The sequence below is a fragment of the Pseudoalteromonas undina genome (assembly GCF_000238275.3).
Lineage (GTDB): Bacteria > Pseudomonadota > Gammaproteobacteria > Enterobacterales > Alteromonadaceae > Pseudoalteromonas > Pseudoalteromonas undina.
The window spans coordinates 1-25833 of the sequence record NZ_AHCF03000001.1 but is presented as its reverse complement, the minus strand read 5'-3'; the positions used below and the strand labels follow the sequence as shown (position 1 = coordinate 25833).

Genomic DNA, 25833 nt, shown 5'->3' with positions numbered 1-25833 from the left:
GGTAGTTATTATTTTGATGTAATTAGTATTAATAATACGGGTACATAATGAAAATAATCATACTCGGTGCTGGGCAAGTTGGCGGCACACTCGCAGAAAACTTAGTGGGTGAACAAAACGAAATAACCGTAGTTGATATCGACGGTAACCGCTTGCGTGAACTGCAAGATAAATACGATTTACAAGGTGTTGCAGGCCATGGCGCCCACCCTGACGTGTTGAGTCGCGCAGGAGCTGAAGATGCCGACATGATTATCGCCGTAACCAGCTCAGATGAAGTAAACATGGTGGCATGCCAAGTTGCTTACAGTATTTTTAATACGCCAACCAAAATTGCCCGCATTCGCTCTGAGCAATATTTAAAATACCGCGAAAAGCTCTTTCATAATGATGATTTACCTGTCGATCATTATATAGCCCCAGAAGCACTCGTAACTAAATATATTCGCCGTTTGATAGATTACCCTGGTGCATTACAGGTACTACAATTTGCCGACGGCATGCTCTCTTTAGTAGCTGTAAAAGCCTACTATGGCGGTTTATTGGTAGGCTATGCCCTATCTACACTTAAGCAACATATTCCTAATGTAGAAACCCGGGTAGCCGCTATTTACCGTCAAGGCAAGGCAATAAAACCGCAGGGTACCACCGTAATAGAAGCCGACGATGAAGTATTTTTTATTGCCGCCACCAAACATATTCGTGCGGTAATGAACGAGCTACAAAAACTGGAACGCTCGTACAAAAAAATTATGATAGCCGGTGGCGGTAATATTGGTGCAGGCCTAGCCCGTTCACTGGAAAGAAACCACAGCGTTAAATTATTAGAACGCAGTAAAAAGCGCGCAGAGCAACTCTCTGAAATGCTAGACAATACCGTGGTATTTTGTGGTGATGCGTCCGATCAAGAGCTGCTCTCAGAAGAACACATTGAACAAGTTGATGTTTTTATTGCCGTTACTAACGATGATGAAGTGAATATTATGTCGGCCATGCTCGCAAAACGCATGGGGGCACAAAAAACCATGGTGCTTATTCAACGAGGTGCTTACGTTGATTTAGTACAGGGCGGCGAAATAGATATTGCTATTTCACCACAACAAGCGACTATTTCTGCGTTACTTACGCACGTGCGCCGAGGCGACATTGTAAACGTGTATTCACTGCGTAAAGGGGCTGCAGAAGCCATAGAGGCAGTTGCCCATGGTGATGAAAACACATCTAAAGTAGTGGGTCGCGCGATTGCAGATATTAAATTGCCAGCAGGTACCACAATAGGTGCAATTGTACGTAATGACGATGTACTCATTGCCCACGACGACACGATAATTCTATCAGGCGATCATGTAATTATGTTCTTAATTGATAAAAAGCACATTAACGTGGTTGAAAAGTTATTCCAAGTTAGCGCAATCTTTTTATAAGTAATCCCTCCTTTTTATTCACAACGTGCTTGTAAGTAAAAAGGAGAACATTTAAATCTAAATGAAAATCATTATCAAAAGCATTTACTAATAAAGAAAAATCCATTAGTCTCTTCTTGCTCGATTATCAAGCAGCGACATCTACTGATGTGAAAAGTTAATTTCACGTTTTTAAATAAAAATGGATTTCAAATGATACACCTACTCTCAAAGAAAAATTCTCCCGTAACTCATTACACTCTGGTTGGTCTTTTATTTTCAGCAGTTTCAACTCAAACGCTCGCCCACACTAGCAAAGATATCGAAAGGTTAACCGTTATTGGAGAGCAAGCGAACGGCTATAAAGTTAATTCCATGAGCTCTGCAACAGGTCTTGAGCTATCACATTTGCAAACACCGCAATCAACGATAGCGATAACAAGCGATTTTATGGCAGACCAACAACTAGACACCGCAATTGAAGCTATAACCAGTGTAACAGGCATAAATGCTCGAGAAGCAGATAATGGCAAGTTTTCTATTTCAGCCCGAGGTATTAGTGTCACCAGCATACTTTATGATGGCATAGCGACCACCTATGACACCCGCTTTAATTATGGAGATAACCTAACCGATACCGCAATTTATGATCGTATCGAAATAGTTAGAGGAGCAACGGGGCTAATGCTGGGCGCAGGTAACCCTTCGGCAGCAATTAATTTGATACGTAAACGTCCAACTGCAAACACTCAAATAAATCTTACTGCTTCATTAGGCTCATGGGACAACTACCGTGCGATGGTGGATGTGTCGGGAAGCATAAATAATAGTGAAAGTATAAGAGGACGGGCTGTTGTTGCTTATCAAGATAGACACTCATATCAAGATCGCTTCTCGCAAACCAGTCAAACATTGTATGGCATTATTGAGGCAGATCTTTCTAACAGTACTTTATTGACTCTTGCTGTTGATAATCAATCGACAACCCCTAAAGGAACAATGTCAGGTGGTTTGCCTATTTTTTATAGTGATGGCTCCCGCACTGCTTATGACAGAGGTGCTTCAACGGCTCAAGATTGGGCCTCTTCTCGAACCGATGCACTTAATGCGTTTATTCGTCTAGAGCATTACTTTAACGCTAACTGGCAGCTAACCGCTAATTATGTCTATGGTGATAACGACCTAGACTATGATGTGTTTTGGGTAAAAGGAGAGCCCGATCCTATAAACAACACTGGAATGAAACCCGGTTCTATAAACTATATTGATGCAAACAGAACGCAGGATACCTATGAGGTCGAACTCAATGGTAGGTTTAATTGGCTGGGCCAAAGTCACCAACTGCTATTTGGTTATAATACCCAAGAGCAACGGTTTTCGACCCCTTATTATGCTAGTGAACAAAGTGACTATATTATCGGCGATTTCACTGACTCTAGTTATAGTATTGCAAAACCAAATTGGCAGTCAGAAGCGGCTTACGGCTCTTATGGCACAACTAAACAAGATGCGCTTTATGTTGCTGCACAACTAAATATAACCGATGCCTTGTCTTTAATTGTTGGAAGCCGGTTAAATCAATGGCAAACCAATCAAGATAATTTTGGTCGCATGCATGATTATAAAATAAGTGATGAACTAACTAATTATTTTGGAGCAACTTATGAACTAACACAGAGTTGGGCTTTGTATGCTAATTACACTGATATTTTTACACCACAAAGTCGAGTTGATAAAAATGGACATTATTTAAGCCCTATTGAAGGTAAGAATTATGAACTTGGCATAAAAGCTTCTGTACTTGATGAACGTTTAGACATATCCCTTTCTGGATTTAAAATTTATCAAGATAATGTAGGCGAGTACACGGGAGATACCATTGCAGAAACACTTCAGGCCATCTACAAGCCCATTGACGGCACATTAACTCAGGGCTACGAGCTAGAAATCAACGGAAAATTAACCGACAACTGGAACGCTTATTTTGGCTATACCCATAGTAAAGGCGAAAAACCGGATAATACGGTATTAAATACCACCAACCCAAAAGATCAATTTAAACTTTTTACTAGCTATCAACTCTCAGGTGCATTAGACAATCTAAAAGTGGGTGGTGGCTATCGCTGGCAAAGCAATAGCTATGATGAAGTTAACAACCCTGTTTATGGTGCTGTTGAGGTAAACCAGCCTAGTTATGGTATTGCCAGCCTAATGGCGAATTATCAAATGAATGAGCAATTATCTGTTAGCCTAAATATCGATAACTTATTTGATAAGCATTATTACAGTCAAATTGGGTTCTATAACCAATATCGTCATGGCAAGCCAAGAAGCTTCTCTCTCCAACTTAAATATAGTCTCTAACAAGCACAAAAAAGCCGCTGACTATTAAGCGGCTTTAGTGGAGTATGATGGGGTAATACTTATTGTACTCTTGCAAACTCTTCTTTAGAAAGTTCACCATTTCCGTCAGTATCTAAGTCATCAAAAATATTCATTAGTTGTTTATTAGACGCTGCTTCCTGCTGACTAATTACACCGTCGCCATTGCTATCAAAAGAGGCAAAGTCTACTGCTGCGTATGCCGCTGATGATGACGCTAATACTAAAATCGCAAGTGTTGTGTTTAATGCTTTCATAATAAGTCTCCTTAAAGAGGGAAATCCTTTTCTGAGATCCCTGTGCAATGAAAAAAGTTAAAAATTAAAAGTTTGCAAACTCAGCTTTAGAAAGCTCACCATTACCGTCAGTATCAAGCTCAGTAAATGCGGCCGTTAAATCAGCATTTACAGCAGCTTCGCTTTGACTAATAACCCCATTACCGTCGGCATCAAGTGTGTCAAAGTCGCTAGCGGCAAAGGCTGCTGATGAAGAAGCTAGCGCGATAAGTGCGAATGTTTTGTGTAATGTTTTCATAATTTAATCCTTCAAAATGTAATGCTTTGTGCTATTGGAAATGTCAGGCTATAACCGTCCTTGTCATTCTTTTTCACAGGCTCCCTTGCCTACTTAGGTTGTCTTTGGCAACTCAGAATATACCCAGCTTTAGCTTATGCTTTAGAAAATTCTGCTTTTGATAGCTCACCGTTTTGGTCTGTATCAAGCTCTGAGAACATGCTCATTAGCTTTGCATCAACTGATGCCTCACTTTGGCTAATAGCACCGTTACCGTCGGTATCAAGTGTATCAAAATCGCTGGCAGCAAAAGCTGCTGATGAAGAAGCCAATGCAATAAGTGCGAATGTTTTGTGTAATGTTTTCATAATGAGTATTCCTTAAAATCGTTTAAATAATGTGGGAGATTTAGCTCCCAAAGTTTAATAGCTTAGGATTATGCTTTAGAGAACTCTTCTTTTGATAGCTCACCGTTTTGGTCTGTATCAAGCTCTGAAAACATGCTCATTAGTTTTGCATCAACTGATGCTTCGCTTTGACTGATCGCGCCGTTGCCGTCAACGTCTAGCGTATCAAAGTCGCTTGCTGCAAAAGCAGCTGATGAAGAAGCCAATGCGATAAGTGCTAAAGTTTTATTAATGCTTTTCATAATCAATCTTCCTTCAAAGTTTATGTTTTATGCGATTAAGTGTTTTACTTTAAATCACGTTTCGTTCAATACAACCTGACTATTACAACTTCGATGCCAACAATAAAAAGTAATTTACTTTCAATGAGTTAAAATTAAAACATCTTTAAGTAGCGTTATTTTACTCGTTATTTTGTTGCTTTTTAGCAACAGTGAATAAAGCGATAAAATTAAAACCTTAAAAAACAATGGGTTGGTTTTTATAAAAACACCACACGATCAGTGAAAAACCACTAACAAAGCAAGTTAATTAAACAAAAAGGAAGGTGAGTTGAGATTTATTTTGTTATAAATAAAAAATTAAAATTAAAAAATAAATTTAAGCTGCTGTTTTTAAACAGTTTAAAAATAAATTTAAGGTGACGTTGAAAATTTACAGCCGCACAAGGCTATTTGTTGCAAAATGACGAAATCACGTGAGTATACTGAACTTATAATAGAAGCTTGTTCAACTTGATATGCCCCTAAACTATTTCAACTTCAAGTGCACTAGGGTCAATAAAATGATCCCCCATTAGCGCTTTCATTTGCTCTTCACTGGCAAATAATCGAATTCCACAACAGATACCGCTAGCATGTTTTTTTACACTGCATATTTGCCCCTCATGCTTAGTATCACCATCAAATACAACCGTACAGCGCATGTCTTTTAACTCATCGAGTGCTTGGGTTGTTTTAATATCAAACATAACTCCGGTGAGCGAAATGTCTTTTATAACCCCTTCAAAGGGAGGCTGCTCATCGGTTAATGTTAACTTAGCAGGAAACAACGTGGGTATGCGTGCTTGTGAGCGCAGCCCAAACAACTGCACTTGTGAAGGGTATTGAATAAACAACAATTTAGCAGGGTGAGAGGCAACAGACATAAGTTGCTGACGAAACGCAATCACATGCCCGCCACTGCCCTCTATAAGCGCTCTTACCACCACCATAACACCATCACGCAGGTAATCACTTGCCATAGGAAGTCGCTTAGCGCTGGGATAGTTTAAAATAATAAATTTGTTTTCTAATAAACCAATAAACTCCGTTTTTACACGTCGGCTACTGGTTGGTGTCAGTATTTCTACATCGACTATGCCACCTGTGACGATTTGGTTTAACTTTTCCAAATTGGTTTTTTGCATAGTTCCTTCCTAATATTTAAAACATTATCCACGCCAAAATGTTGGGGTAAATAATACTAACAGTGTAAATATCTCTAACCGGCCAAATACCATAGCGACTGTTAGTATCCATTTAGCGGCATCACTAATCGCACCATAATGAGAGGCTACGTCACCCAAACCTGGGCCCAAGTTATTAAGGCAGGCTGCTGTCGCAGAGAATGCAGTAATGTTGTCTAACCCTGTGCCCATTAACGCTAACATTATAATAATAAAGACTAGTGCATAAGCTGAGAAAAAGCCCCATACCGCTTCAACTACTTTGTCAGGTAAGGCCTTACGACCGAGCTTTATTGAATATATAGCTCGAGGATGTACTAGGCGGTTAAGCTCTCGTATCCCTTGCAAGTACAACAAAAACACGCGAACAACTTTCATACCGCCACCGGTAGAACCCGCACAGCCGCCAATAAAGCTCGAAAAAATAAGTAAAATAGGTAAAAACAACGGCCAAGCTGAAAAATTATCTGTGGCAAACCCAGCAGTACTACTAATAGACACCGCTTGAAACAACGCCTGATCGAGGGTTTCATCACCATTTGCATAAACATCATGAGACGAAAGCACAGTAAAGCAAATTACCACCAGCGCTAGCTGAATACATAAGAATACTTTAAATTCAGGGTCACGAATGTACACGCTAATATTACGGCTCGCTACAGCGGCATAATGTAGTGAAAAGTTAATAGCGGCTATAATTAAAAAGAACACACAAATAAAGTTAATTACAGGGCTATCAAAGTGCCCCATTGACGCGTCATAAGTAGAAAAACCACCAATAGCAACTGTAGAAAAGGCATGGCATATAGCGTCAAACCAGTTCATCCCTGCGCTCCAATACGCCAAAGTACACGCAAGAGTAATAGATACGTAAATATACCAAAGGTGCTTAGCTGTATCGGCAATACGCGGGGTCATTTTGGAGTCTTTTACTGGGCCAGGAATTTCAGCTCGGTACAACTGCATACCACCGACGCCAAGCATTGGCAGTATGGCTACTGCTAATACAATGATCCCCATCCCACCAAACCACTGTAATTGCTGGCGATAAAATAATACCGATTTAGGCAAGTATTCTATGCCAGTTAATACGGTCGCCCCTGTGGTAGTTAAGCCTGAGAAAGCTTCAAACACTGCATCGGCCAAAGAGAGGTTGGGTTCTTGTAAAAATATCAGCGGCAATGACGCAAACGCCCCTAGTACCAACCAAAACAAAACCACAATTAAGAAGCCTTCGCGTGCTTTTAAATCACCATGCTCATGCCTATTTGGATAGTAAGCCATTAAGCCAATAATAACGCTAAATATAAAGGCTAAAACAAACGGTACACCTCCGCCATCTTTATAAATTAAAGACACGAGTGCTGGTGGCACCATTGTAATACTAAATAGCGCGACCAGTTGGCCAAGAATTTTTATGATGGTACGAAATTGCATTGAGCGTATCGCTTTTTTATTAGTAAATTAAAATAACTACTGTATGACTCGAAAATTTAATCTGTAGTGATTAAATAGGATGGATGTAAGACTATTACTCTTTGATTGTTAACTCAACTGCGCCGTGACTTAAATCAAAAATATCTTTGCATGCTTGCTGTGCTTGGCGGCTATCAATAGTAATACTCCACTCAATATTTGCCGTAAACTGCTTTTCAATATTAAGTACCTGAAAATTGGTTTTTAAGTGCTGTTCTATTGCGCCTTGCATACTGTATTCACTAAAGCCAACCAGCTCAATGCTGGGTACTTTTACCACTGTGTGTAATTTTGCTAAGGCATTATTAAGTGAGCCACCATAAGCACGAACTAACCCACCGGTACCAAGTTTTATACCACCAAAATATCGTGTTACCACAGCAGTTACTTCACCTAGACCAGAGCCCACCAGCACGTTGAGCATAGGTTTACCGGCGGTGCCATTTGGCTCTCCATCGTCAGAAAAACCATAAACATGGCTTCCACCAGGATTACCCGCAACATGCGCCCAACAATTATGGCGTGCATCACTGTATTTTTCTTCAATGTTTTTAATAAAGGCTTTCGCAGAGTTTAAATCAGGCGTGTGGCCTATATGCACAATAAAGGTACTTTTTTTAATTTCTTCTTGATGAAAAACATCGTCGGCTGGGTATTTATATTCTGACATAGCGCTTACTTGGCTGTTAAATTAAAAATGGGGCCAACAGGCCCCTTTCATGAATAATATAAACTGTTATTAGTTAAATATTAGTCGAGTAATAAATCACGCGTCATATTTTCTAGGCTGTCTTCGTGAACAATAATATTATCTTCAATACGAATGCCGCCAAATGGTTTAAACGCTTCTACTTTTTCCCAGTTAATAAACTGCTTGTTGTCTGTTTGTGCTAAATCACCCAACAAAGAGTCGATAAAGTACAAACCGGGCTCAATTGTAAACACTTGGTTTTTCTCAATTAAGCGAGTGCAGCGTAAAAATGGATGACCCTCTGGTGGTGCCTGATGCGCACCGGTTTCATCACGCATAAAGCCACCTACATCATGTACCTGTGCACCTAAATGATGCCCTAAGCCATGAGGAAAGAAGGTTGAGGTAATTTGACGCTCAACAATTTCAGCTGCAGGTAACTTAACAATATCAAAGTCACTTAGTAACTGTGCAATGCGGTTATGGCAGTCAATATGTAGCTCGCCATACAGTACACCTGGTTTTAAGCTTTTGCCTAACTCAATCTGATGCGCCGTCATTGCTTTAACTAGATCAGCAAACTCGCCTTGCTTTTTAAAGTCGTAGGTACGGGTAATATCTGCAGCGTAACCATTAAAGTTAGCGCCCGCATCAATTAAAAATGAGTTATGTGTTTGCGGTGCTTTTGGCTCAAAATGGGTGTAGTGCAAAATAGCGCAGTTTTCGTTAAGGGCCACAATGTTGCCATATGGCATTTCATTTTCGCTCTGACGCGTTGCCATTAAGTAGGCCTGCTGAATATCAAACTCGCTACCACCATTAAAAAACGCATCACGCGCCGCTTTGTGGCCATCTACTGCAATACGGTTCGCATTACGTAAACATTCAAGTTCATATTGCGTTTTATAAGCACGGTGATAATGAATATAGTTAAGTACTGGCTCAGGATTCATGATGCTAAAACCAAGTGCTTGGGCTACTTCTAGGTATTCACCAATGTAGGCAAATTTAGCTTTATCGTAAGGAAGTAGTTTTTCAACCTGATCAGGCTTTAGTAGCAATTCAATATCGAAGTACTCTGCCCAAAAATCTCTTGGTTCATCAGGTACTTTATGCCAAAAATCAATTGGACGATAAAAAATAAGCTTTGGCTTATCGCTACCATTTACCACAATCCAGCAATGCGGATTATCAATAACCGGTAACCACGCTTTAAAGTGTGGGTTAACTTTAAACGGGTAATACATATCATCTAAAAATTGGCGCTTAGCTTGGCCTGAATGAATGACTAATCCTTCTAACCCTTCTTGCTCACAAATAGTACGTGTACGCTGCTGCAATGTTGCAATATGTTCGGCGTATAATACGGCTAATTTTTCCATAATAAACCCATCTGTTAAATTTAACTTGCTCTGAGTCTACCACTTATAAACAAAGCGCTCAAAAAAGAGGGATAGTTACCGTGTAAATATCCCTCTGCTGTTGTAGATTTATTTTTACTACCCGCCCATGGTCATCTCTAATAGTGGCGCGAGTAAATTCCCCTCTCGGCCAAGGCGAGTGTGATAAACCTGCCGATACGCAAATACGTTTTTTACGTAGTCTCGAGTTTCTCTATATGGAATAAGCTCAACCCATAGCTCTGCGGGCATCGCTTCCTCTGGTAGCCAACGCTTAATTCGGTGATACCCGGCGTTATAGGATGCTGTTGCCAACACCTCGTTACCGTGATTTTTCTTTTTTAAATACTGTAAATAACGGGTACCAAGTCGAATATTGGTTTTTGGCTGATACAAGCGACGGCTAGATACATCGCCTTTGTTAATATATTTTGCGGTGCTTGGTAATAACTGCATTAACCCGCGTGCATTTGCATGAGAACGGGCATCGGGTGCAAATGAGCTTTCTCGACGCGCAATAGCGATACTCCAAGTTAAATCTATTTTGCTACGATTACTGTAGCGCTCAAACATTTCTTGAAACGCAAATGGAAAACGCAAATCAACATAATCCCATGCTTTTATTTTTGCTAGGGTAAATATTGTACTATCAAACCAATCAAGTTCTGCCGCAAGCACTGACGCTGCTAGCTTTTCATCATCTTCAGAAGTGTTGGTTAAATAATTCCATTCACGTCGGGCCGCTGTAAATCGCTCAAGTTCATATAGTGCCTTAGCACGCTTAAAGCCTGGTGCATTACTGACTTTTGTCACTAAGGCTTGATTTACATTGACTGGTAGCTCATTTAAATCAACCGGTAACCCTAAGCGAGCAGCGGCTAAAAAACCGTAATAATCACGGTTAGCGGCTACCTTGCTCCAAATTGCCTTAGCTTTTTCATGCTCTGCGCGTTTGTCATAACTATATGCAAGCCAATACTGTTGCCCTAAGCTAAGGTTTTCTTTTCCGGTAAAAAATGCCGCAATGCCTTCCCAATCTTGAGTTTTAAGCATATTGGCTAGTTGCCATTGCATTAATTTACGGTCTTGACGCGCTTTAGGGACTTTATTTAAATAAAAGCTCGCCTGGCTATGGCCGCTCGACGCTAACGACAGCGCAAAGGTATAATATACCTCCGCCTTTTCATCATCAGCAAAATCAAACATGCCTTCAATTTTTTGCCACGCCTTTAATGCCAGCTCTTTATCACGCCAAATTAAACGCTTAATACCATAAAGCGCTATTTCCCCTTCTTTGGCTGTTTTACGTTTATAGCGGTAAAGGCCTGCAGCAGCACTAGGATCGCGCCTTACTTTGGAATATAAATCAGCTAAATAACGCTCCTTGGCTGGCAATAAGGTTTTTAAATAAGGCAATAAACGATAAGAGCCCCCTTGTGCCGCTAAAGTAACACGCTGCCACACAACATCAGGGGTTAAATAACCATTTTGTCGCCAACGCTCAAAAAGCCCGTCACATTCACTAGGTTGTGACTCGCCTACCGTCCAAATGTCGGTTACCTGCGAGAGTATTGCTTTTTTAGGCGCTCCTAAATCAAGCTGATAACTAAGATGGGTACAACTAAGCTCAGTGTCAGAGGTTTCACGGTAGTTTTTAATAAATGCTGCTTTTTTATTTCTGCGCTTTAAATAATTTAACCATGCTTTGCGCACTGGCCACTCTAATGGCGTGTGTTCATAAATAGTGAGGAAGTTTTCTATTTCTGTTTGGTGTTTTAAACTGGGGTAGCGCTGCCAATAGGCTTTTTCTACATAGGGCTTAAGTGGGTGAGACAATGAGTCTACCGCTTGTTTAAAGCTATTGTAATCGCCATAGCGGGCTTGTTTTTCTGCATCTAAAAATGCATCAAGTTCGGTATTTGCGTTGGCAGAGGGAAAAGATAAAAATAGAGTCGCTGCCGCTACGCTTAATAAATATTTTTTCATAATGTCCTTTAGGGCATAGTTACCTTCAAGGCTGACAAGAGTGTGGCTATGGGTAAATAAAAAACAGCGCAGGCACTGTAACTCTATTTTATTTACTTTGATAAAACCCAAGCTATAAACACCAAGACAGCGCAATAAAATGAATAAAGAAAACTTTCAAACCCACCTTAGCACCAAACCAGCTATATTTTAACCAGACGTTTGTAACCAAGATAAATTTTTCGTTGCATTTTTAATTTAAAGCAAGCACACTGGTCTGAATATGAACTCATCGTACCAGTCTTAGTTCATCAACTAGGGAGAATAATAATGTTATATAAAAGCGATTCCTTTGAAGTTAGCTTCGTGAAGGAAAACATCGCCGAGTTTAAGTTTTGTGCTACAGGTTCTGTAAACACATTATCTCAACAAACTCTTTCAGATTGCGCGGCAGCATTAAAAGAATTAGCCGCTAACACTGATATTAAAGGCATGATTTTTACCAGTGATAAAGACCACTTTATTATTGGTGCCGATATCTTCGAATTTTTACCTACTTTTACTAAGCCTGAAGCAGAATTAGTAACGTGGATCAAAGATGCAACTGACGTTTTTGATGCAATTGAAGACTTACCATTCCCAACACTCAGTGTTATAAACGGCTTGGCGCTTGGCGGCGGCTGTGAGTGGGCACTTGCTACCGATTATCGTGTTGCAAGTGACTCAGCAAAAATGGGCTTACCAGAAGTTAAATTAGGCATAATGCCTGGTTTTGGTGGTACAGTGCGCCTTCCGCGCATTATTGGTGCCGATAACGCGATGATGTGGATCACCACAGGTAACGAAAATCGCGCTGCTGACGCCCTTAAAGTAGGTGCATTTGACGCGGTAGTTAGTGCCAACAAACTACAAGAGTCAAGTTTAGCAACACTAGAATTAGCGATTGCTGGCAAGCTAGATTGGCAAGCAAAACGTGCTGTAAAATTACAACCGCTTAAATTAAACCGTGTTGAGCAAGGCATGAGCTTTGCAATGGCAGAAGGTATGGTAATGGGTAAAACCAAAGGCCACTATCCTGCTCCAGTTATGGCAGTTCGCACTATTAAAGCCGCAGCAAACAGCTCACGCGCCGAAGCAATGGCAATTGAAAATGCCAACTTTGCAAAACTAGCACGTACTAGTGAAGCTGCTGCTCAAACGGGTATCTTTTTAGCAGACCAATACATTAAAGGTAAAGCACGTAAATTTGCTAAACACAGCGATGTAGAAATTAAACAAGCGGCAGTATTAGGCGCAGGTATTATGGGTGGCGGTATTGCATACCAGTCTGCTTATAAAGGCACACCAATCATAATGAAAGACATCCAACAGGATGCGCTAGATTTAGGTATGGGTGAAGCATCTAAACTATTAGGTGCAAAAGTGAAGCGCGGCCACATGCCGATGGAAAAAATGCTAGCAACGCTTAGCAAAATCAAACCAACGCTTAACGATGCAGACCTACAAAACGCCAACATCATTGTTGAAGCCGTAGTAGAAAATCCTAAAGTGAAGCAAGCCGTACTTGCTGATCTTGAAAAGAATATGCCAGAAGGCACGGTACTTACGTCAAATACATCGACTATTTGTATCGACCTACTTGCAGAAGCGCTTGATAAGCCAGAAAACTTCTGTGGTATGCACTTTTTCAACCCAGTACCAAAAATGCCATTAGTAGAAATTATCCGTGGTGCAAAAACTTCAGATAAAACGATTAATGCCGTGGTTGATTACGCACTTAAACTAGGTAAATCACCGATTGTTGTTAACGATTGCCCAGGCTTTTTTGTAAACCGTGTTTTATTCCCTTACTTTGCTGGATTTAGCAAATTAGTGGTTGAAGGCGCTAACTTTGCAAAAGTAGATAAAGTAATGGAAAACGTATTTGGCTGGCCAATGGGCCCGGCTTACCTACTTGATGTTGTAGGTATTGATACGGCTTATCATTGTACTGGTGTAATGGCAGACGGTTTCCCTGAGCGTATGGCACGTGCAGATAAAGACCCAGTGACTGTTTTTGCTAACGAAAAACGTTTTGGTCAAAAGAACAAAGCAGGTTTCTATAAGTACGAAACAGATCGTCGCGGTCGTCTTAAAAAATCTCATGACCAAACAGCGATTGAACTACTTGCACCTATCACAGACGCACCAAAAGAATTTGATAAACAAGAAATCATTGACCGTTGTATGATCCCAATGATCAACGAAGTACTACTTTGTTTACAAGAAGGCATTGTTGCTTCTCCTCAAGAAGCTGATATGGCACTTGTATATGGTGTTGGTTTCCCTCCATTTAGAGGCGGCGCGTTCCGTTACTTAGATCAAACAGGTTTAGCTAACTTTGTAGCAACTGCTGACAAATACGCTCACCTAGGTGCGATTTACCAAGTATCAGAGCAAACTCGCAAGTGGGCTGAAGAAGGCCGTGTTTTCTATAAGGTGGAAGGTTAATATCATGAATAATCCAGTAATTGTAGATTGTATCCGCACACCAATGGGTCGCTCAAAAGGCGGCGTATTTAAAAACAAACGTGCGGAAGACTTAAGCGCTCATTTAATGAAAGGCTTATTAGAACGTAATCCGGCAGTTGACCCTGCGTCAATTGACGATATTTATTGGGGCTGTGTACAGCAAACATTAGAGCAAGGCTTTAACGTTGCACGTAACGCATCTCTACTTGCAGGCATTCCACATTCAGTGCCAGCAACCACAGTTAACCGTTTATGTGGCTCATCAATGCAAGCATTGCATGACGCTGCTCGCGCAATTATGACTGGCGCTGGCGACACATACCTAATTGGTGGCGTTGAGCACATGGGTCACGTACCTATGACTCACGGTAACGACTTTCACCCAGGCTTAGCTACATCAATTGCACAAGCATCTGGCTCTATGGGTTTAACCGCTGAGTACCTTGCTACTATTCACGGTATTAGCCGTGAGCAACAAGATGAATTTGCTTACCGCTCGCATCAACGCGCTCATGCAGCGACTGTTGAAGGCCGTTTCCGCCGCGAAATTTTAGCAATGGAAGGTCACGATGCTGACGGTTCACTTATTCTTGTTGAAGATGATGAAGTAATTCGTCCAGAAACAACAGTTGAAGGTTTATCGCAGCTACGTCCAGTATTTAACCCTGCTACGGGTTCTGTTACTGCGGGTACATCTTCTGCACTTTCTGACGGCGCATCAGCTATGTTAGTAATGAGCGAAGAAAAAGCAAAAGAACTGGGCTTACCAATTCGTGCACGTATTCGCGCTATGGCTGTTGCCGGTTGCGATCCATCAATCATGGGTTACGGCCCAGTACCTGCAAGTAAAAAAGCATTAGCACAAGCCGGTATTACCATTGATGACATTGACGTAGCTGAGCTAAACGAAGCATTCGCAGCACAATCACTGCCTGTACTTAAAGACCTAGGTTTAGCAGATGTGGTTGACGAAAAAGTGAATTTAAACGGCGGCGCTATCGCACTTGGTCACCCTCTGGGTTGTTCGGGTTCACGTATTAGCACCTCGCTTATTCACTTAATGGAAGACAAAAACGCAAAATACGGTTTAGCAACTATGTGTATTGGTTTAGGCCAAGGCATTGCCACTGTATTTGAACGTGTTCAAGACTAATTAGTTTTTAACATGTAAAACCATCTTGGTGATTAAAAGGCGAACTAGCGCAAGTTAGTTCGCCTTTTTTATGCCACCAGCTTTTGCAGGTTTAAAATGAATAATGTGATCGGGTGCATTAAACTTATTTCAGATTATCTATTAATAAGTTGAGCTGTTTTGTTATACGTAAAATAGTTAACCAACAGCTTTATTTACGCTAAACTACCCGACCTAACCAAGCCGCGACTATTTTTACAGGTAATTTTTATGAGCTTTGATAACCCCGATCACCAATTAGATGCCATCGGCCTTCGTTGCCCAGAGCCGGTGATGATGGTACGCGCTGCGATTCGTAAAATGAGCGATGGTGAAACACTGCTTATTATTGCCGACGACCCTTCAACCACCCGCGATATTCCCAGCTTTTGTACCTTTATGGATCACACGCTAGTGGCTAAAGAAGTTGAAGAATCACCGTATAGATATGTGGTGAAGAAAGGGTTGTAATCAGCTATCAGCTATCAGCTATCAGCTATCAGCTATCAGCTATCAGCTATCAGCTAAAAATTAAAAAACCGTGTTTGTTAAATCAAGCACGGTTTTTTATTTTATATTTAAGCTAACGACTGACTGCTTATAGCTTACAGCTCTTACTTTTTAGTTATCGTTACTTGCGGCTTATCGTAGTCACTAAAATCAATGCTGACTATGTACGACCCTTTGATTGCGGGTGTGTAGCTAAAGTAATTATAAATGGTATTACAATCAGCGCGCGTTGATTGGCCAAGTGTTAGGCTTTGCCCTGATGGCTGTGAATCGCTGTAGCCACAGTTAAAACCTTCACTAAAATCTGCATCGGCTATTTTAAACTCGTACACTTTGCCAGGGGTCGAAAATTTAACTTGAGCTTGATAAAGCGCAGGGCCAACTTGTTGAAATTGGTATTGAGGTTCTGCATCCCATAATGTGAAATCCCCTCTTAAATAAATACTGCGATCCAATTCTTGCTGCGGCAACACATCGTTAATCGAAATTTGGCTGGTACAGGCCGTAAGTAAACCAGCCATTGCTAGCGTTAAAATTCGTTTTATAGAGATCATCATTTGTATCCTTTGCATACAGTGAATACTAAAAAGCCAGCATAATGCTGGCTTTTTAAATAGCTATAAGCTGTTATTTTTGTAATACAGAAATATCTGCAATTTCTAAAAATAACCCGCTAAGCTGGCTTAAAAGTGCAAGACGGTTTTGCTTAACCGCTTCATCGTCGGCCATTACCATGACATTGTCAAAAAAGTTATCAACACTCTCACGAATGCCTGCTAATTGGCTTAATGCCTCTTGGTAATTTCCATCGCTGTACAGTGGTGCTAAATCAGTGGCAAATTTTGCAACTTGCGAAGCAAGCACTTTTTCAGCATCATCACTTAATAAGCTCTGATCAACATCACCTTGCGTTGTAATGTTATTTTTAGCCAGAATATTACTTACACGCTTATTAGCCGCTGCAAGCGATTCTGCGGCGTCTAATGTACGGAAATGACTTACGGCTTTAACTCGGCGATCAAAATCAACTGGCTTCGTTGGACGACGCGCCAGTACGGCTTGAATCACATCTACTTCAATACCTTCGTCTTGATACCAAGCACGGAAACGCCCTAGCATAAAGTCAAACACATCTGTTGATACATTTAGGTTAGTCAGCTTTTCACCAAACAGAGTTTGTGATTTAGCAACCAGGTCTAAAATATCAAGCGGTAGCTGTTTTTCTACCATGATACGTAATGCACCAATAGCAGCACGACGAAGTGCAAATGGGTCTTTATCACCTTTTGGTGCTTGGCCTATACCAAAAATACCCACCAGCGTATCAAACTTATCGGCAATGGCGACTGCACAGCTGATCAAATTAGTTGGTAAGTTGTCACCGGCAAAACGTGGCATGTATTGCTCGTTTTGTGCCACTGCGACTTCTTCTGCTTCACCATCGTGACGCGCATAATGCATTCCCATTACACCTTGTACGTCGGTAAATTCCATTACCATTTCGGTCATTAAGTCTGTTTTACTTAATAAGCCAGCGCGAGCTGCCAGTGCTTTGTCGGCACCAAGTTGCTCTGCAATGTAACCTGCCAGTTCACTAATACGCTGTGACTTATCTTTAAGCGTACCAAGTTGTTTTTGGAACAATACACTATCAAGAGATTCTAAACGGCTTTCTAATGTTTTCTTTTTATCTGTTTCAAAGAAGAACTGCGCATCGGCTAAACGCGGGCGCACTACTTTTTCGTTACCAGAAATAACTACACTAGGATCTTTACTTTCGATGTTAGAGACAAACAAAAACTTATTTAAAAGTTTGCCGTCTTGATCTAATAACGGAAAGTATTTCTGATCGTCTTTCATGGTGTAAATAAGCGCTTCAGCAGGTACATCTAAAAATGCTTCTTCAAATGTGGCTGTTAGCGTTACTGGCCATTCTACCAATGAAGTAACTTCTTCAAGTAAGTCTTCATCCATAGCAACAACGGCATTAACTGCTTTGGCTGCATCTTCTATTTGCGCGCGAATCTGTGCTTTACGCTGTTCGTAGTCAGCAACAACGTAAGCTGATTTAAGTACATCAAACACATCATCAGCATGATCAATGCTAATTTTTTCAGGGTGATGAAAACGATGGCCTTGCAGTTGATTACTCACTTGCTTACCAAGAATTTCACCCTCAACCAGTTCACTACCGAATAAAATAGTTGCCGTATGCACAGGACGAATAAATTGTGTTTTATTCGCACCCCAACGCATTGGTTTAGGGATAGGTAGTTTAGCGAGCGCTTTGCTTATAGCGTCGGTCATTAACGTTTTGGTTTCTTGCCCTGCTACTTTAGCAATGTGCAATAACCATGCGCCCTTATCTGTTTCTAGTGTTTGCGCATCTTTTACTTCAATACCGCAACCACGAGCCCAACCCATGGCTGCTTTAGTTGGGTTACCCTCAGCATCAAAAGCGGCTTTAGTTGCAGGGCCACGTTTTTCAACTTCTTTGTCTTGTTGTTTAGCTTCAAGTGCTTTTACTTGTAAACCTAAACGACGTGGCGATGCATACCAGTTCACACCTTGGTGACCTAGTTCTAGACTTTCTAATTCTGCTGTTAAGTTTGCAGCAAAGGCTTCGGCTAATTTACGAAGTGCTTTTGGTGGCAACTCTTCGGTGCCAATTTCTACTAATAAATTTTCTGCTGACATGCTTACTTATCCTTACACAGCGGGAAACCAAGTGCTTCACGTGCATCGTAATAACTTTGTGCACACGCTTTTGATAACGCACGAACGCGTAAAATATAACGTTGACGCTCAGTTACTGAAATAGCATGACGTGCGTCTAATAAGTTAAATGCGTGCGATGCTTTCATTACTTGCTCGTAGGCTGGTAATGGTAGGCTTGCTTCAATTAGCTTTTGGCTCTCAGCTTCACATTTATCAAACTGTTCAAATAAGTCGGCTACGTTTGCATGTTCAAAGTTATAGGTTGATTGCTCAACTTCATTTTGATGGAACACATCACCGTAAGTTACGCGCCCAAATGGACCGTCAGCCCATACTAGGTCGTAAATGCTATCTACGCCTTGAATGTACATTGCTAAACGCTCTAGGCCGTAAGTAATCTCGCCCGTTACCGGTGAGCATTCTAAACCGCCCACTTGCTGGAAGTAGGTAAACTGCGTTACCTCCATGCCATTTAACCAAATTTCCCAACCTAGGCCCCACGCACCTAATGTAGGTGATTCCCAGTTATCTTCTACAAAGCGAACTTCGTCAGTTAGGGTATCAATACCTACAGCAGCTAAAGAGCCTAAGTAAAGCTCTTGAATATTGTCTGGAGATGGTTTTAACACAACTTGGAATTGGTAGTAATGTTGTAAGCGGTTTGGGTTCTCACCGTAACGGCCATCGGTAGGACGACGACACGGTTGAACGTATGCGCTCGACATCGGCTCTGGGCCAATTGATTTTAAAAATGTTTGCGGGTGAAATGTCCCTGCGCCCACTTCCATGTCAAGTGGTTGAATAATGACACAGCCTTGCTGTGCCCAATAATCCTGTAAAGCCAGGATCAAACCTTGAAAGGTTTTAACGTCATATTTTTGCATATTTGGCTTTTTACTATCTGAGAAGTAGCGTGAAAATTACCCTCAGTATACCTTGTGCACACTCAGGTTTTAAGCAGTTTGTGCGTTTGAAAAAATAAAAAAGGAGCCTAGGGCTCCTTTTTTGTGATTACGATAATGTTTTATACGTCTAAGTTAACCACACGCAGTGCGTTCGTTTCAATAAACTCACGACGCGGCTCAACTTGATCGCCCATTAAAGTGGCAAATAATTGATCCGCTGCAACAGCATCTTCAATTGTTACTTGCAACATACGGCGTGCGCTAGGATCCATGGTGGTTTCCCAAAGCTGATTTGGATTCATTTCACCCAGTCCTTTATAGCGTTGAATGTAGATCCCGCGCTTAGACTCTGCGATCAACCATTCCAATGCATCCACAAAGTTATCAACAGGTTTTGTTTTCTCACCACGTTGGATATATGCACCCTCTGTGATGATATTAGCAATGTTTTTACCTGTTACAGCAATGCGTTGGTAGTCTCTTGATGTAATAAAGTCATAATGAAGTACGTGTGCTTTATCCACACCATGCTGACGAATATTCACAACTGGATAATACAAGTTACGCTCTGTATCGTGCTCAGTTCCCGCATGGAAAATAGTTGCATCTTCATCACGTTCAATTAAGTCATCAACCAGCTCTTTAGTCCAAGCAATTACCTTAGCTTCGTCTGAAAGGTCTTCTTTTTTCAGCTCACTTTGGTAAATCAAACGGTTCATAACTGTGTTCGGATATTTACGCTTTAAGCGCTCGATAACTTTAACCGTGTTTTGATAATCGTGAACAATTGACTCTAATGCTTCACCATCAACCGCTTCAGCACTATCACTAGTGTACAGTGCTGCATTGCTTAGCGCTAAAGATGTAAGGTAATCAACTAATGCTGGATCATCTTTAATATAACGCTCTTGCTTGCCTTTTTTCACTTTATAAAGTGGAGGCTGAGCAATATAAATATAACCACGTTCAACAATTTCCGGCATTTGACGATAGAAGAATGTTAGTAGCAAAGTACGAATGTGAGAACCATCCACGTCGGCATCGGTCATGATTATGATACGGTGATAACGTAATTTCTCAGGGTTATATTCGTCACGGCCAATACCACAACCTAGTGCAGTAATTAGCGTTGCCACTTCTTGTGAAGAAAGCATTTTATCAAAACGTGCTTTTTCTACGTTTAAGATTTTACCTTTAAGCGGAAGAATCGCTTGATTCTTACGGTTACGACCCTGCTTGGCTGAACCGCCAGCTGAGTCACCCTCCACTATGTATAGTTCAGATTGGGCTGGATCTTTTTCTTGGCAATCCGCTAGTTTACCCGGTAAACCAGCTAAATCCATAGCACCTTTACGGCGTGTCATTTCACGTGCTTTACGAGCGGCTTCACGCGCGCGTGCTGCATCAATAATTTTGCCAACAACAATTTTTGCATCCATTGGGTTTTCTAATAAAAACTCAGTGAATTTTTCAGCCATTGCTTGCTCTACAGCAGACTTAACTTCACTAGATACTAGCTTGTCTTTTGTCTGTGATGAGAATTTAGGATCAGGAACTTTAACACTAACAACAGCCGTTAAGCCTTCACGAGCATCATCGCCCGTTGCGTTACTTGTTGTTTTAGCCTTTTTGTTAAAACCTTCTTTTTCCATGTAGTTATTCAGCGTACGTGTTAGCGCAGATCTAAAACCAGCTAAGTGAGTACCACCATCACGTTGTGGAATGTTATTAGTAAAACAGTAAATGTTTTCTTGGAACGCATCATTCCACTGCATTGATACTTCTACACTAATACCGTCTTCTTCACGTTCGTGAGTAAAGTGGAATACCCCTTTGTGTACAGGCGTTTTATTACGGTTTAAGTATTCAACGAACGCTCTAATACCACCTTCGTATTTAAAATGGTCACTCTTATTTTCTTCGCGCTCATCATTTAAAATGATGCTCACACCTGAGTTCAAAAACGATAACTCGCGTAAACGCTTAGCTAAAATATCGTAATGGAAATCTAGGTTAGTAAACGTTTCTGCACTTGGCCAAAAACGTAACTCAGTACCGGTTGTTTCAGAATCACCAATAGCTGCAAGTGGTGCATCTGGAACACCCATAGTGTAAAACTGCTCGTAAAGTTTACCTTCACGACGAATAGTTAGTTTTAACTTTTCTGATAATGCATTTACTACCGATACACCAACACCGTGTAAGCCACCTGATACTTTATAAGAGTTATCATCAAACTTACCACCAGCGTGTAATACCGTCATAATAACTTCAGCTGCAGATACACCTTCTTCTTCATGTATAGAAGTAGGAATACCACGGCCGTTATCTCTTACAGATACCGAACCGTCTAAGTGAATTGTGACAAATATATCATCACAGTGACCGGCTAAGGCCTCATCGATAGAGTTATCAACGACCTCAAACACCATGTGGTGTAAGCCCGTACCATCATCGGTGTCCCCTATATACATACCAGGACGCTTTCTTACTGCATCTAATCCTTTAAGTACTTTAATACTCGACGAATCATAATTCTCAGACATGGTTAATCCCACTTATCTTGTTATTAGGTTGCCATGTTTCACGTGGAACATTTTTAGTTCTCGTTTCATGGGTTCCACCACAGCAGAAATACTTTCAGATAAAATTGAAGAAATAAATATTTGAGAACTGCAATGAGTCAATAACTGACCCACTTTCTCTTTTGTATCTTCGCTTAGCTCTGAAGGTAAATCATCTATTAGCAATATAGATTGCTTATCTGTCTCTGACTCAATTAAACTATTTTGCGTTACTTTTAACGCATACAACAATAGCTTTAACTGCCCGCGTGAGAATACATTCTCAACACTGCTGCCAGCGACACTAAAACTAAAACCAGCCTTATGAGGGCCTTTACTAGTAAAGCCTTGGCGAGCATCTCGCTCAAAGCTTTGCTCTAACGCATCAGAAAGAGATTCGGTCTCTTTCCAGCCTGCATTAAAGCTAATTTCTAGATCGCGTATTAGCGTTAATTCTGCACACATTTTATCAAAAAACTGCTGCTTAAACCTAGTTATATACGCAATTCTTAATTTATTTATTTGTTCAGCCAGTCTAACAAATTCTTTGTCCCAAAACTTGATTTGGTCAAAATAATTCTTAGGCTTAGATTTCAACAATGCATTGCGCTGTTTTAGCACTTTATTAAACGATTGCCATAAGAAAAAAAACTCATGTTCCACGTGGAACAAACCTAAGTCTAAAAATTTTCTGCGCTCTTTAGGGCCACCAAAAAATAATGAATAGCTTTCTGGTGTAATAACTTGCACTGGCATAAGTTGAGCAAGTTCAGATACTTTTCGACTCGCCTTACCCTGTATTTTTAAATTGGTTTCACCCGTTTGGGTTTTACTTATCCCTATTGGAATAGATAAATCGTGTAACGCTTTTCGGCCATGAATAACAAACTGATCTTGTTGATGGGCGATGATGCTTTTATGTTTAGAGGTTCGGAAAGATTTGCCGTGAGAAAGGTAATAAATAGCCTCTAAAAGGCTGGTTTTTCCGCTGCCGTTTTCACCATAAATTATATTAACGCCGTTAACTGGTTCTAGCGTCAGTGCCTCAATATTACGAAAATATTTGAGGCTCAAATGACTTAAGCTCATTATGTATTTATAATCTTATAAACGCATTGGCATAACAACGTACATAGCTTCTTCATCGCCGGCACCTTCTATAAGTGCACTACTGTTTGAATCGGCAAGGGTAAATAATACATCTTCGGTTTTTAATGTATTTAATACATCTAATACATAAGAGACATTAAAGCCTATTTCTAGGTCATCACCCTCGTACATTACTTCAACCACTTCTTCAGCTTGCTCTTGCTCTGGGTTGTTGGCTGTAATTTTTAATAAACCGTTTGATAAATTTAAGCGTACACCACGAAACTTTTCGTTCGATAAAATCGACACACGCTGAAAAGCATTACGAAGCCATTCACGATTCGCGGTAATTACCTTATCGCCACCGCGCGGTAAAACACGACGGTAATCAGGGAATCGACCATCAACTAATTTACTCGTAAAGGTAAATTCAATATCAATAATACGAATGTGGTTGGCACCAAACTGAATAGTTACCAGCTCTTGATCAGCAACCATTAGACGCATAATTTCTTGTACGCCTTTGCGCGGTATAATTAATTGGCGCTGTGTATTTAACGACTGACCTAGTTGTTTTTGTGCAATAGCTAAACGGTGCCCATCAGTGGCAACTGTTTTTATATCGCTGTTATCAACTTCAAACGACATGCCGTTTAAGTAATAACGCACATCTTGGTTTGCCATTGAGAAGTGTGTGCTTTCAAGTAATTTACGTAATTCTAAACGCGTTAGTTGAAACTCAACTTCACCATCCCACTGCTCTAAATTAGGAAAATCTTCAGCAGCTAAAGTGGTCAATGAAAAACGACTTTTCCCACTGGTTAAAAGTAACTGATGGTCTTGCAAGCTTAAAGTAAGATCAGAACCATCCGGTAAACTTTTACAAATATCGAGTAATTTTTTAGCCGGTAATGTGAGTTTAGTATCGGCAACATCGTCACCTACAAATACACTCGCCACTAACTCAATTTCAAGGTCTGTCCCTGTCATTGAAAGCTGGCCATTTTCTACCACGAGCAATACGTTAGATAAAATAGGTAACGTATGCTTGCGCTCAATGGCACCCGATACTTGTACCAATGGTTTTAAAAATTGTTCTCTTGATATTGTTATTTGCATAATAAAGTCAGCCCTAAGATGACAATGTTCTTATTAAGTTTTGGTAATCTTCTTTAATCTCGTGGCTTTCGTCACGTAATGATTTAACTTTGCGACACGCGTGCAGTACTGTTGTATGGTCACGCCCACCAAAAGCATCCCCAATCTCAGGTAAGCTGTGATTAGTGAGTTCTTTAGATAATGCCATGGCTACTTGGCGAGGCCTTGCTATAGAGCGACTACGGCGCTTAGACAGTAAATCAGATACACGTATTCTATAGTATTCAGCAACCGTACGTTGAATGTTGTCGATGGTGACTAGTTTGTCTTGCAGCGCTAATAAATCACGCAGTGCTTCTTTTACAAAGTCGATAGATATTGGGCGGCCGGTAAAGTTTGCGTTAGCAATTACACGGTTTAATGCCCCTTCAAGTTCACGTACGTTTGAACGTAATTTTTTCGCAATAAAAAATGCCACTTCATGCGGTAAGTTAATTTTACTTTGCTGGGCTTTTTTCATCAAAATAGCAACGCGTGTTTCAAGCTCTGGCGGCTCAATCGCGATGGTTAATCCCCAACCAAAACGAGATTTAAGGCGATCTTCAACCCCTTCAATCTCTTTAGGGTAACGGTCAGAGGTTAAAATAATTTGTTGGTTACCTTCTAATAATGCATTAAAGGTATGAAAGAATTCTTCTTGAGAGCGTTCTTTATTAGCAAAAAATTGAATGTCATCAATCATTAATGCATCAACACTACGGTAATAACGCTTAAACTCTTCAATCGCATTATTTTGCAGTGCTTTAACCATGTCTTGAACGAAACGTTCTGAATGCATGTAAACAATTTTAGCATCGGGCTTATTGGCCATAATACCGTTGCCTACCGCATGTAATAAATGCGTCTTACCTAAGCCTGTACCACCGTAAATAAATACAGGGTTAAATGCAGAGCCAGGGTTGTCTGCTACCTGAGTGGCAGCCGCTTTTGCTAATTGGTTAGATTTACCCTCAACAAAGCTATCAAAGGTATAGTTTTCTTTAATGTTTGATTTATAACCAGATTTAGGAGCAGGTTCTACAACCGGTTTTTGTTCTCGAGGTGGTTGTTTTGCCGTTGATTGCGTGCTTGGGGCTGATTGTGTTTCAACCACCGGTGCAGCTTGTGCATTTAATAGCGGCTTACTACCTACATCAAAGCGTAACTCGGGTGCTTCTACACCACAAATTTCTACCAATAATTCATTTATTCTATTTAAGTACTTCTCTCTCACCCAATCAAGTACGAAACGATTAGGCGCATAAATCGTCAAGGTATCTTCGGTACTTTCTGCTTGAAGTGGTCTGACCCACATACTGAATTGCTGCGAAGGCAATTCATCTTGCAATACATATAAACAACTTTGCCAAACCGACAGATACACAGTAAAACTCCCAGAGATATAATTTTTATTCCCGCACATCAATAATGATTCAAAAATCACACCTGTATTGCGTTTAAATGGCTCAATAAGCAGCCCAAGACCGACTATTATGAATGCACTTTATCCACAAGTAAAAGATTGATTTTTGTAAAATTGTTGA

Annotated in this window: 21 protein-coding genes; 5 read left to right on the top strand and 16 right to left on the bottom strand. The window is 40.7% G+C overall.

Features of this window, described 5'->3' with window-relative positions:
• Nucleotides 1–47 precede the first annotated feature (47 nt).
• Together trkA and PUND_RS00100 are read left to right on the top strand one after the other, a co-directional pair.
• Nucleotides 48–1424, top strand: coding sequence for a Trk system potassium transporter TrkA (trkA, locus tag PUND_RS00105; protein WP_010392744.1), 1377 nt, complete (start codon nucleotides 48–50; stop codon nucleotides 1422–1424).
• 192 nt (nucleotides 1425–1616) lie between these two features.
• Nucleotides 1617–3767, top strand: a complete 2151-nt coding sequence (locus PUND_RS00100) for a TonB-dependent siderophore receptor (RefSeq protein ID WP_041708890.1) — start codon at nucleotides 1617–1619, stop codon at nucleotides 3765–3767.
• A 59-nt stretch (nucleotides 3768–3826) separates the two neighbouring features.
• Here PUND_RS00100 and PUND_RS00095 read toward each other — a convergent pair whose 3' ends face one another.
• The 9 genes from PUND_RS00095 to PUND_RS00055 form a co-directional block, all read right to left on the bottom strand.
• On the bottom strand, nucleotides 3827–4042 hold the full coding sequence (locus PUND_RS00095) for an EF-hand domain-containing protein (protein ID WP_010392739.1): 216 nt from the start codon (nucleotides 4040–4042) through the stop codon (nucleotides 3827–3829).
• 64 nt (nucleotides 4043–4106) lie between these two features.
• The gene (locus PUND_RS00090; protein ID WP_008112937.1) at nucleotides 4107–4319 is read right to left on the bottom strand and encodes an EF-hand domain-containing protein; all 213 of its coding nucleotides are present in this window, start codon (nucleotides 4317–4319) and stop codon (nucleotides 4107–4109) included.
• Nucleotides 4320–4453: 134 nt separating this feature from the next.
• The gene (locus PUND_RS00085) at nucleotides 4454–4666 is read right to left on the bottom strand and encodes an EF-hand domain-containing protein (protein WP_008112939.1); all 213 of its coding nucleotides are present in this window, start codon (nucleotides 4664–4666) and stop codon (nucleotides 4454–4456) included.
• Between the two features lie 68 nt (nucleotides 4667–4734).
• Complete coding sequence (locus PUND_RS00080) at nucleotides 4735–4947, bottom strand: EF-hand domain-containing protein (protein ID WP_008112941.1); 213 nt, start codon at nucleotides 4945–4947, stop codon at nucleotides 4735–4737.
• A 503-nt stretch (nucleotides 4948–5450) separates the two neighbouring features.
• Nucleotides 5451–6113, bottom strand: a complete 663-nt coding sequence (locus PUND_RS00075; RefSeq protein ID WP_010392736.1) for a flagellar brake domain-containing protein — start codon at nucleotides 6111–6113, stop codon at nucleotides 5451–5453.
• Between the two features lie 24 nt (nucleotides 6114–6137).
• Nucleotides 6138–7589, bottom strand: a complete 1452-nt coding sequence (locus PUND_RS00070; protein ID WP_010392733.1) for a TrkH family potassium uptake protein — start codon at nucleotides 7587–7589, stop codon at nucleotides 6138–6140.
• Nucleotides 7590–7683: 94 nt separating this feature from the next.
• Nucleotides 7684–8298: a YigZ family protein gene (locus PUND_RS00065; protein ID WP_010392731.1), complete on the bottom strand. Its 615-nt coding sequence runs from the start codon at nucleotides 8296–8298 to the stop codon at nucleotides 7684–7686.
• A gap of 80 nt (nucleotides 8299–8378) precedes the next feature.
• Nucleotides 8379–9701, bottom strand: a complete 1323-nt coding sequence (gene pepQ, locus PUND_RS00060; protein ID WP_010392729.1) for a Xaa-Pro dipeptidase — start codon at nucleotides 9699–9701, stop codon at nucleotides 8379–8381.
• A gap of 117 nt (nucleotides 9702–9818) precedes the next feature.
• On the bottom strand, nucleotides 9819–11705 hold the full coding sequence (locus tag PUND_RS00055; protein ID WP_010392726.1) for a transglycosylase SLT domain-containing protein: 1887 nt from the start codon (nucleotides 11703–11705) through the stop codon (nucleotides 9819–9821).
• A 309-nt stretch (nucleotides 11706–12014) separates the two neighbouring features.
• Between PUND_RS00055 and fadB the strand changes: the two genes are divergently transcribed.
• The 3 genes from fadB (at nucleotide 12015) to tusA (ending at nucleotide 15837) form a co-directional block, all read left to right on the top strand.
• Nucleotides 12015–14174 (top strand): fatty acid oxidation complex subunit alpha FadB, encoded by a 2160-nt coding sequence (gene fadB / locus PUND_RS00050; RefSeq protein ID WP_010392724.1) that lies wholly within the window; start codon nucleotides 12015–12017, stop codon nucleotides 14172–14174.
• A 4-nt stretch (nucleotides 14175–14178) separates the two neighbouring features.
• Nucleotides 14179–15348 carry an acetyl-CoA C-acyltransferase FadA gene (gene fadA / locus PUND_RS00045; RefSeq protein WP_010392722.1) on the top strand — a complete coding sequence of 390 codons (1170 nt, stop codon included), beginning with the start codon at nucleotides 14179–14181 and terminating at the stop codon, nucleotides 15346–15348.
• Nucleotides 15349–15597: 249 nt separating this feature from the next.
• Nucleotides 15598–15837, top strand: a complete 240-nt coding sequence (tusA, locus tag PUND_RS00040; protein ID WP_008112953.1) for a sulfurtransferase TusA — start codon at nucleotides 15598–15600, stop codon at nucleotides 15835–15837.
• Nucleotides 15838–15980: 143 nt separating this feature from the next.
• Here tusA and PUND_RS00035 read toward each other — a convergent pair whose 3' ends face one another.
• From PUND_RS00035 to dnaA, 7 genes are all read right to left on the bottom strand, one after another.
• Entirely contained in the window at nucleotides 15981–16430 is a 450-nt protein-coding gene (locus PUND_RS00035; RefSeq protein ID WP_010392720.1) for an early set domain-containing protein, read from the bottom strand.
• 73 nt (nucleotides 16431–16503) lie between these two features.
• Nucleotides 16504–18573 carry a glycine--tRNA ligase subunit beta gene (gene glyS / locus PUND_RS00030; protein WP_010392718.1) on the bottom strand — a complete coding sequence of 690 codons (2070 nt, stop codon included), beginning with the start codon at nucleotides 18571–18573 and terminating at the stop codon, nucleotides 16504–16506.
• 2 nt (nucleotides 18574–18575) lie between these two features.
• Nucleotides 18576–19478, bottom strand: coding sequence for a glycine--tRNA ligase subunit alpha (glyQ, locus tag PUND_RS00025; protein WP_010392717.1), 903 nt, complete (start codon nucleotides 19476–19478; stop codon nucleotides 18576–18578).
• A 140-nt stretch (nucleotides 19479–19618) separates the two neighbouring features.
• The gene (gene gyrB / locus PUND_RS00020; RefSeq protein WP_008112961.1) at nucleotides 19619–22045 is read right to left on the bottom strand and encodes a DNA topoisomerase (ATP-hydrolyzing) subunit B; all 2427 of its coding nucleotides are present in this window, start codon (nucleotides 22043–22045) and stop codon (nucleotides 19619–19621) included.
• A gap of 12 nt (nucleotides 22046–22057) precedes the next feature.
• The gene (recF, locus tag PUND_RS00015; protein WP_010392712.1) at nucleotides 22058–23152 is read right to left on the bottom strand and encodes a DNA replication/repair protein RecF; all 1095 of its coding nucleotides are present in this window, start codon (nucleotides 23150–23152) and stop codon (nucleotides 22058–22060) included.
• 15 nt (nucleotides 23153–23167) lie between these two features.
• The gene (gene dnaN, locus PUND_RS00010; protein WP_008112965.1) at nucleotides 23168–24271 is read right to left on the bottom strand and encodes a DNA polymerase III subunit beta; all 1104 of its coding nucleotides are present in this window, start codon (nucleotides 24269–24271) and stop codon (nucleotides 23168–23170) included.
• Nucleotides 24272–24284: 13 nt separating this feature from the next.
• Nucleotides 24285–25673: a chromosomal replication initiator protein DnaA gene (gene dnaA / locus PUND_RS00005; RefSeq protein WP_010392708.1), complete on the bottom strand. Its 1389-nt coding sequence runs from the start codon at nucleotides 25671–25673 to the stop codon at nucleotides 24285–24287.
• Nucleotides 25674–25833 lie beyond the last annotated feature (160 nt).

Coding starts and splice junctions, on each gene's coding strand:
- PUND_RS00070 (WP_010392733.1), bottom strand. CDS start 7,589: ATGCAATTTCGTACCATCATAAAAATTCTTGGCCAACTGGTCGCGCTA.
- glyQ (WP_010392717.1), bottom strand. CDS start 19,478: ATGCAAAAATATGACGTTAAAACCTTTCAAGGTTTGATCCTGGCTTTA.
- PUND_RS00065 (WP_010392731.1), bottom strand. CDS start 8,298: ATGTCAGAATATAAATACCCAGCCGACGATGTTTTTCATCAAGAAGAA.
- PUND_RS00095 (WP_010392739.1), bottom strand. CDS start 4,042: ATGAAAGCATTAAACACAACACTTGCGATTTTAGTATTAGCGTCATCA.
- PUND_RS00085 (WP_008112939.1), bottom strand. CDS start 4,666: ATGAAAACATTACACAAAACATTCGCACTTATTGCATTGGCTTCTTCA.
- PUND_RS00100 (WP_041708890.1), top strand. CDS start 1,617: ATGATACACCTACTCTCAAAGAAAAATTCTCCCGTAACTCATTACACT.
- fadB (WP_010392724.1), top strand. CDS start 12,015: ATGTTATATAAAAGCGATTCCTTTGAAGTTAGCTTCGTGAAGGAAAAC.
- dnaN (WP_008112965.1), bottom strand. CDS start 24,271: ATGCAAATAACAATATCAAGAGAACAATTTTTAAAACCATTGGTACAA.
- PUND_RS00055 (WP_010392726.1), bottom strand. CDS start 11,705: ATGAAAAAATATTTATTAAGCGTAGCGGCAGCGACTCTATTTTTATCT.
- glyS (WP_010392718.1), bottom strand. CDS start 18,573: ATGTCAGCAGAAAATTTATTAGTAGAAATTGGCACCGAAGAGTTGCCA.
- fadA (WP_010392722.1), top strand. CDS start 14,179: ATGAATAATCCAGTAATTGTAGATTGTATCCGCACACCAATGGGTCGC.
- recF (WP_010392712.1), bottom strand. CDS start 23,152: ATGAGCTTAAGTCATTTGAGCCTCAAATATTTTCGTAATATTGAGGCA.
- tusA (WP_008112953.1), top strand. CDS start 15,598: ATGAGCTTTGATAACCCCGATCACCAATTAGATGCCATCGGCCTTCGT.
- PUND_RS00075 (WP_010392736.1), bottom strand. CDS start 6,113: ATGCAAAAAACCAATTTGGAAAAGTTAAACCAAATCGTCACAGGTGGC.
- PUND_RS00035 (WP_010392720.1), bottom strand. CDS start 16,430: ATGATCTCTATAAAACGAATTTTAACGCTAGCAATGGCTGGTTTACTT.
- trkA (WP_010392744.1), top strand. CDS start 48: ATGAAAATAATCATACTCGGTGCTGGGCAAGTTGGCGGCACACTCGCA.
- gyrB (WP_008112961.1), bottom strand. CDS start 22,045: ATGTCTGAGAATTATGATTCGTCGAGTATTAAAGTACTTAAAGGATTA.
- PUND_RS00080 (WP_008112941.1), bottom strand. CDS start 4,947: ATGAAAAGCATTAATAAAACTTTAGCACTTATCGCATTGGCTTCTTCA.
- PUND_RS00090 (WP_008112937.1), bottom strand. CDS start 4,319: ATGAAAACATTACACAAAACATTCGCACTTATCGCGCTAGCTTCTTCA.
- pepQ (WP_010392729.1), bottom strand. CDS start 9,701: ATGGAAAAATTAGCCGTATTATACGCCGAACATATTGCAACATTGCAG.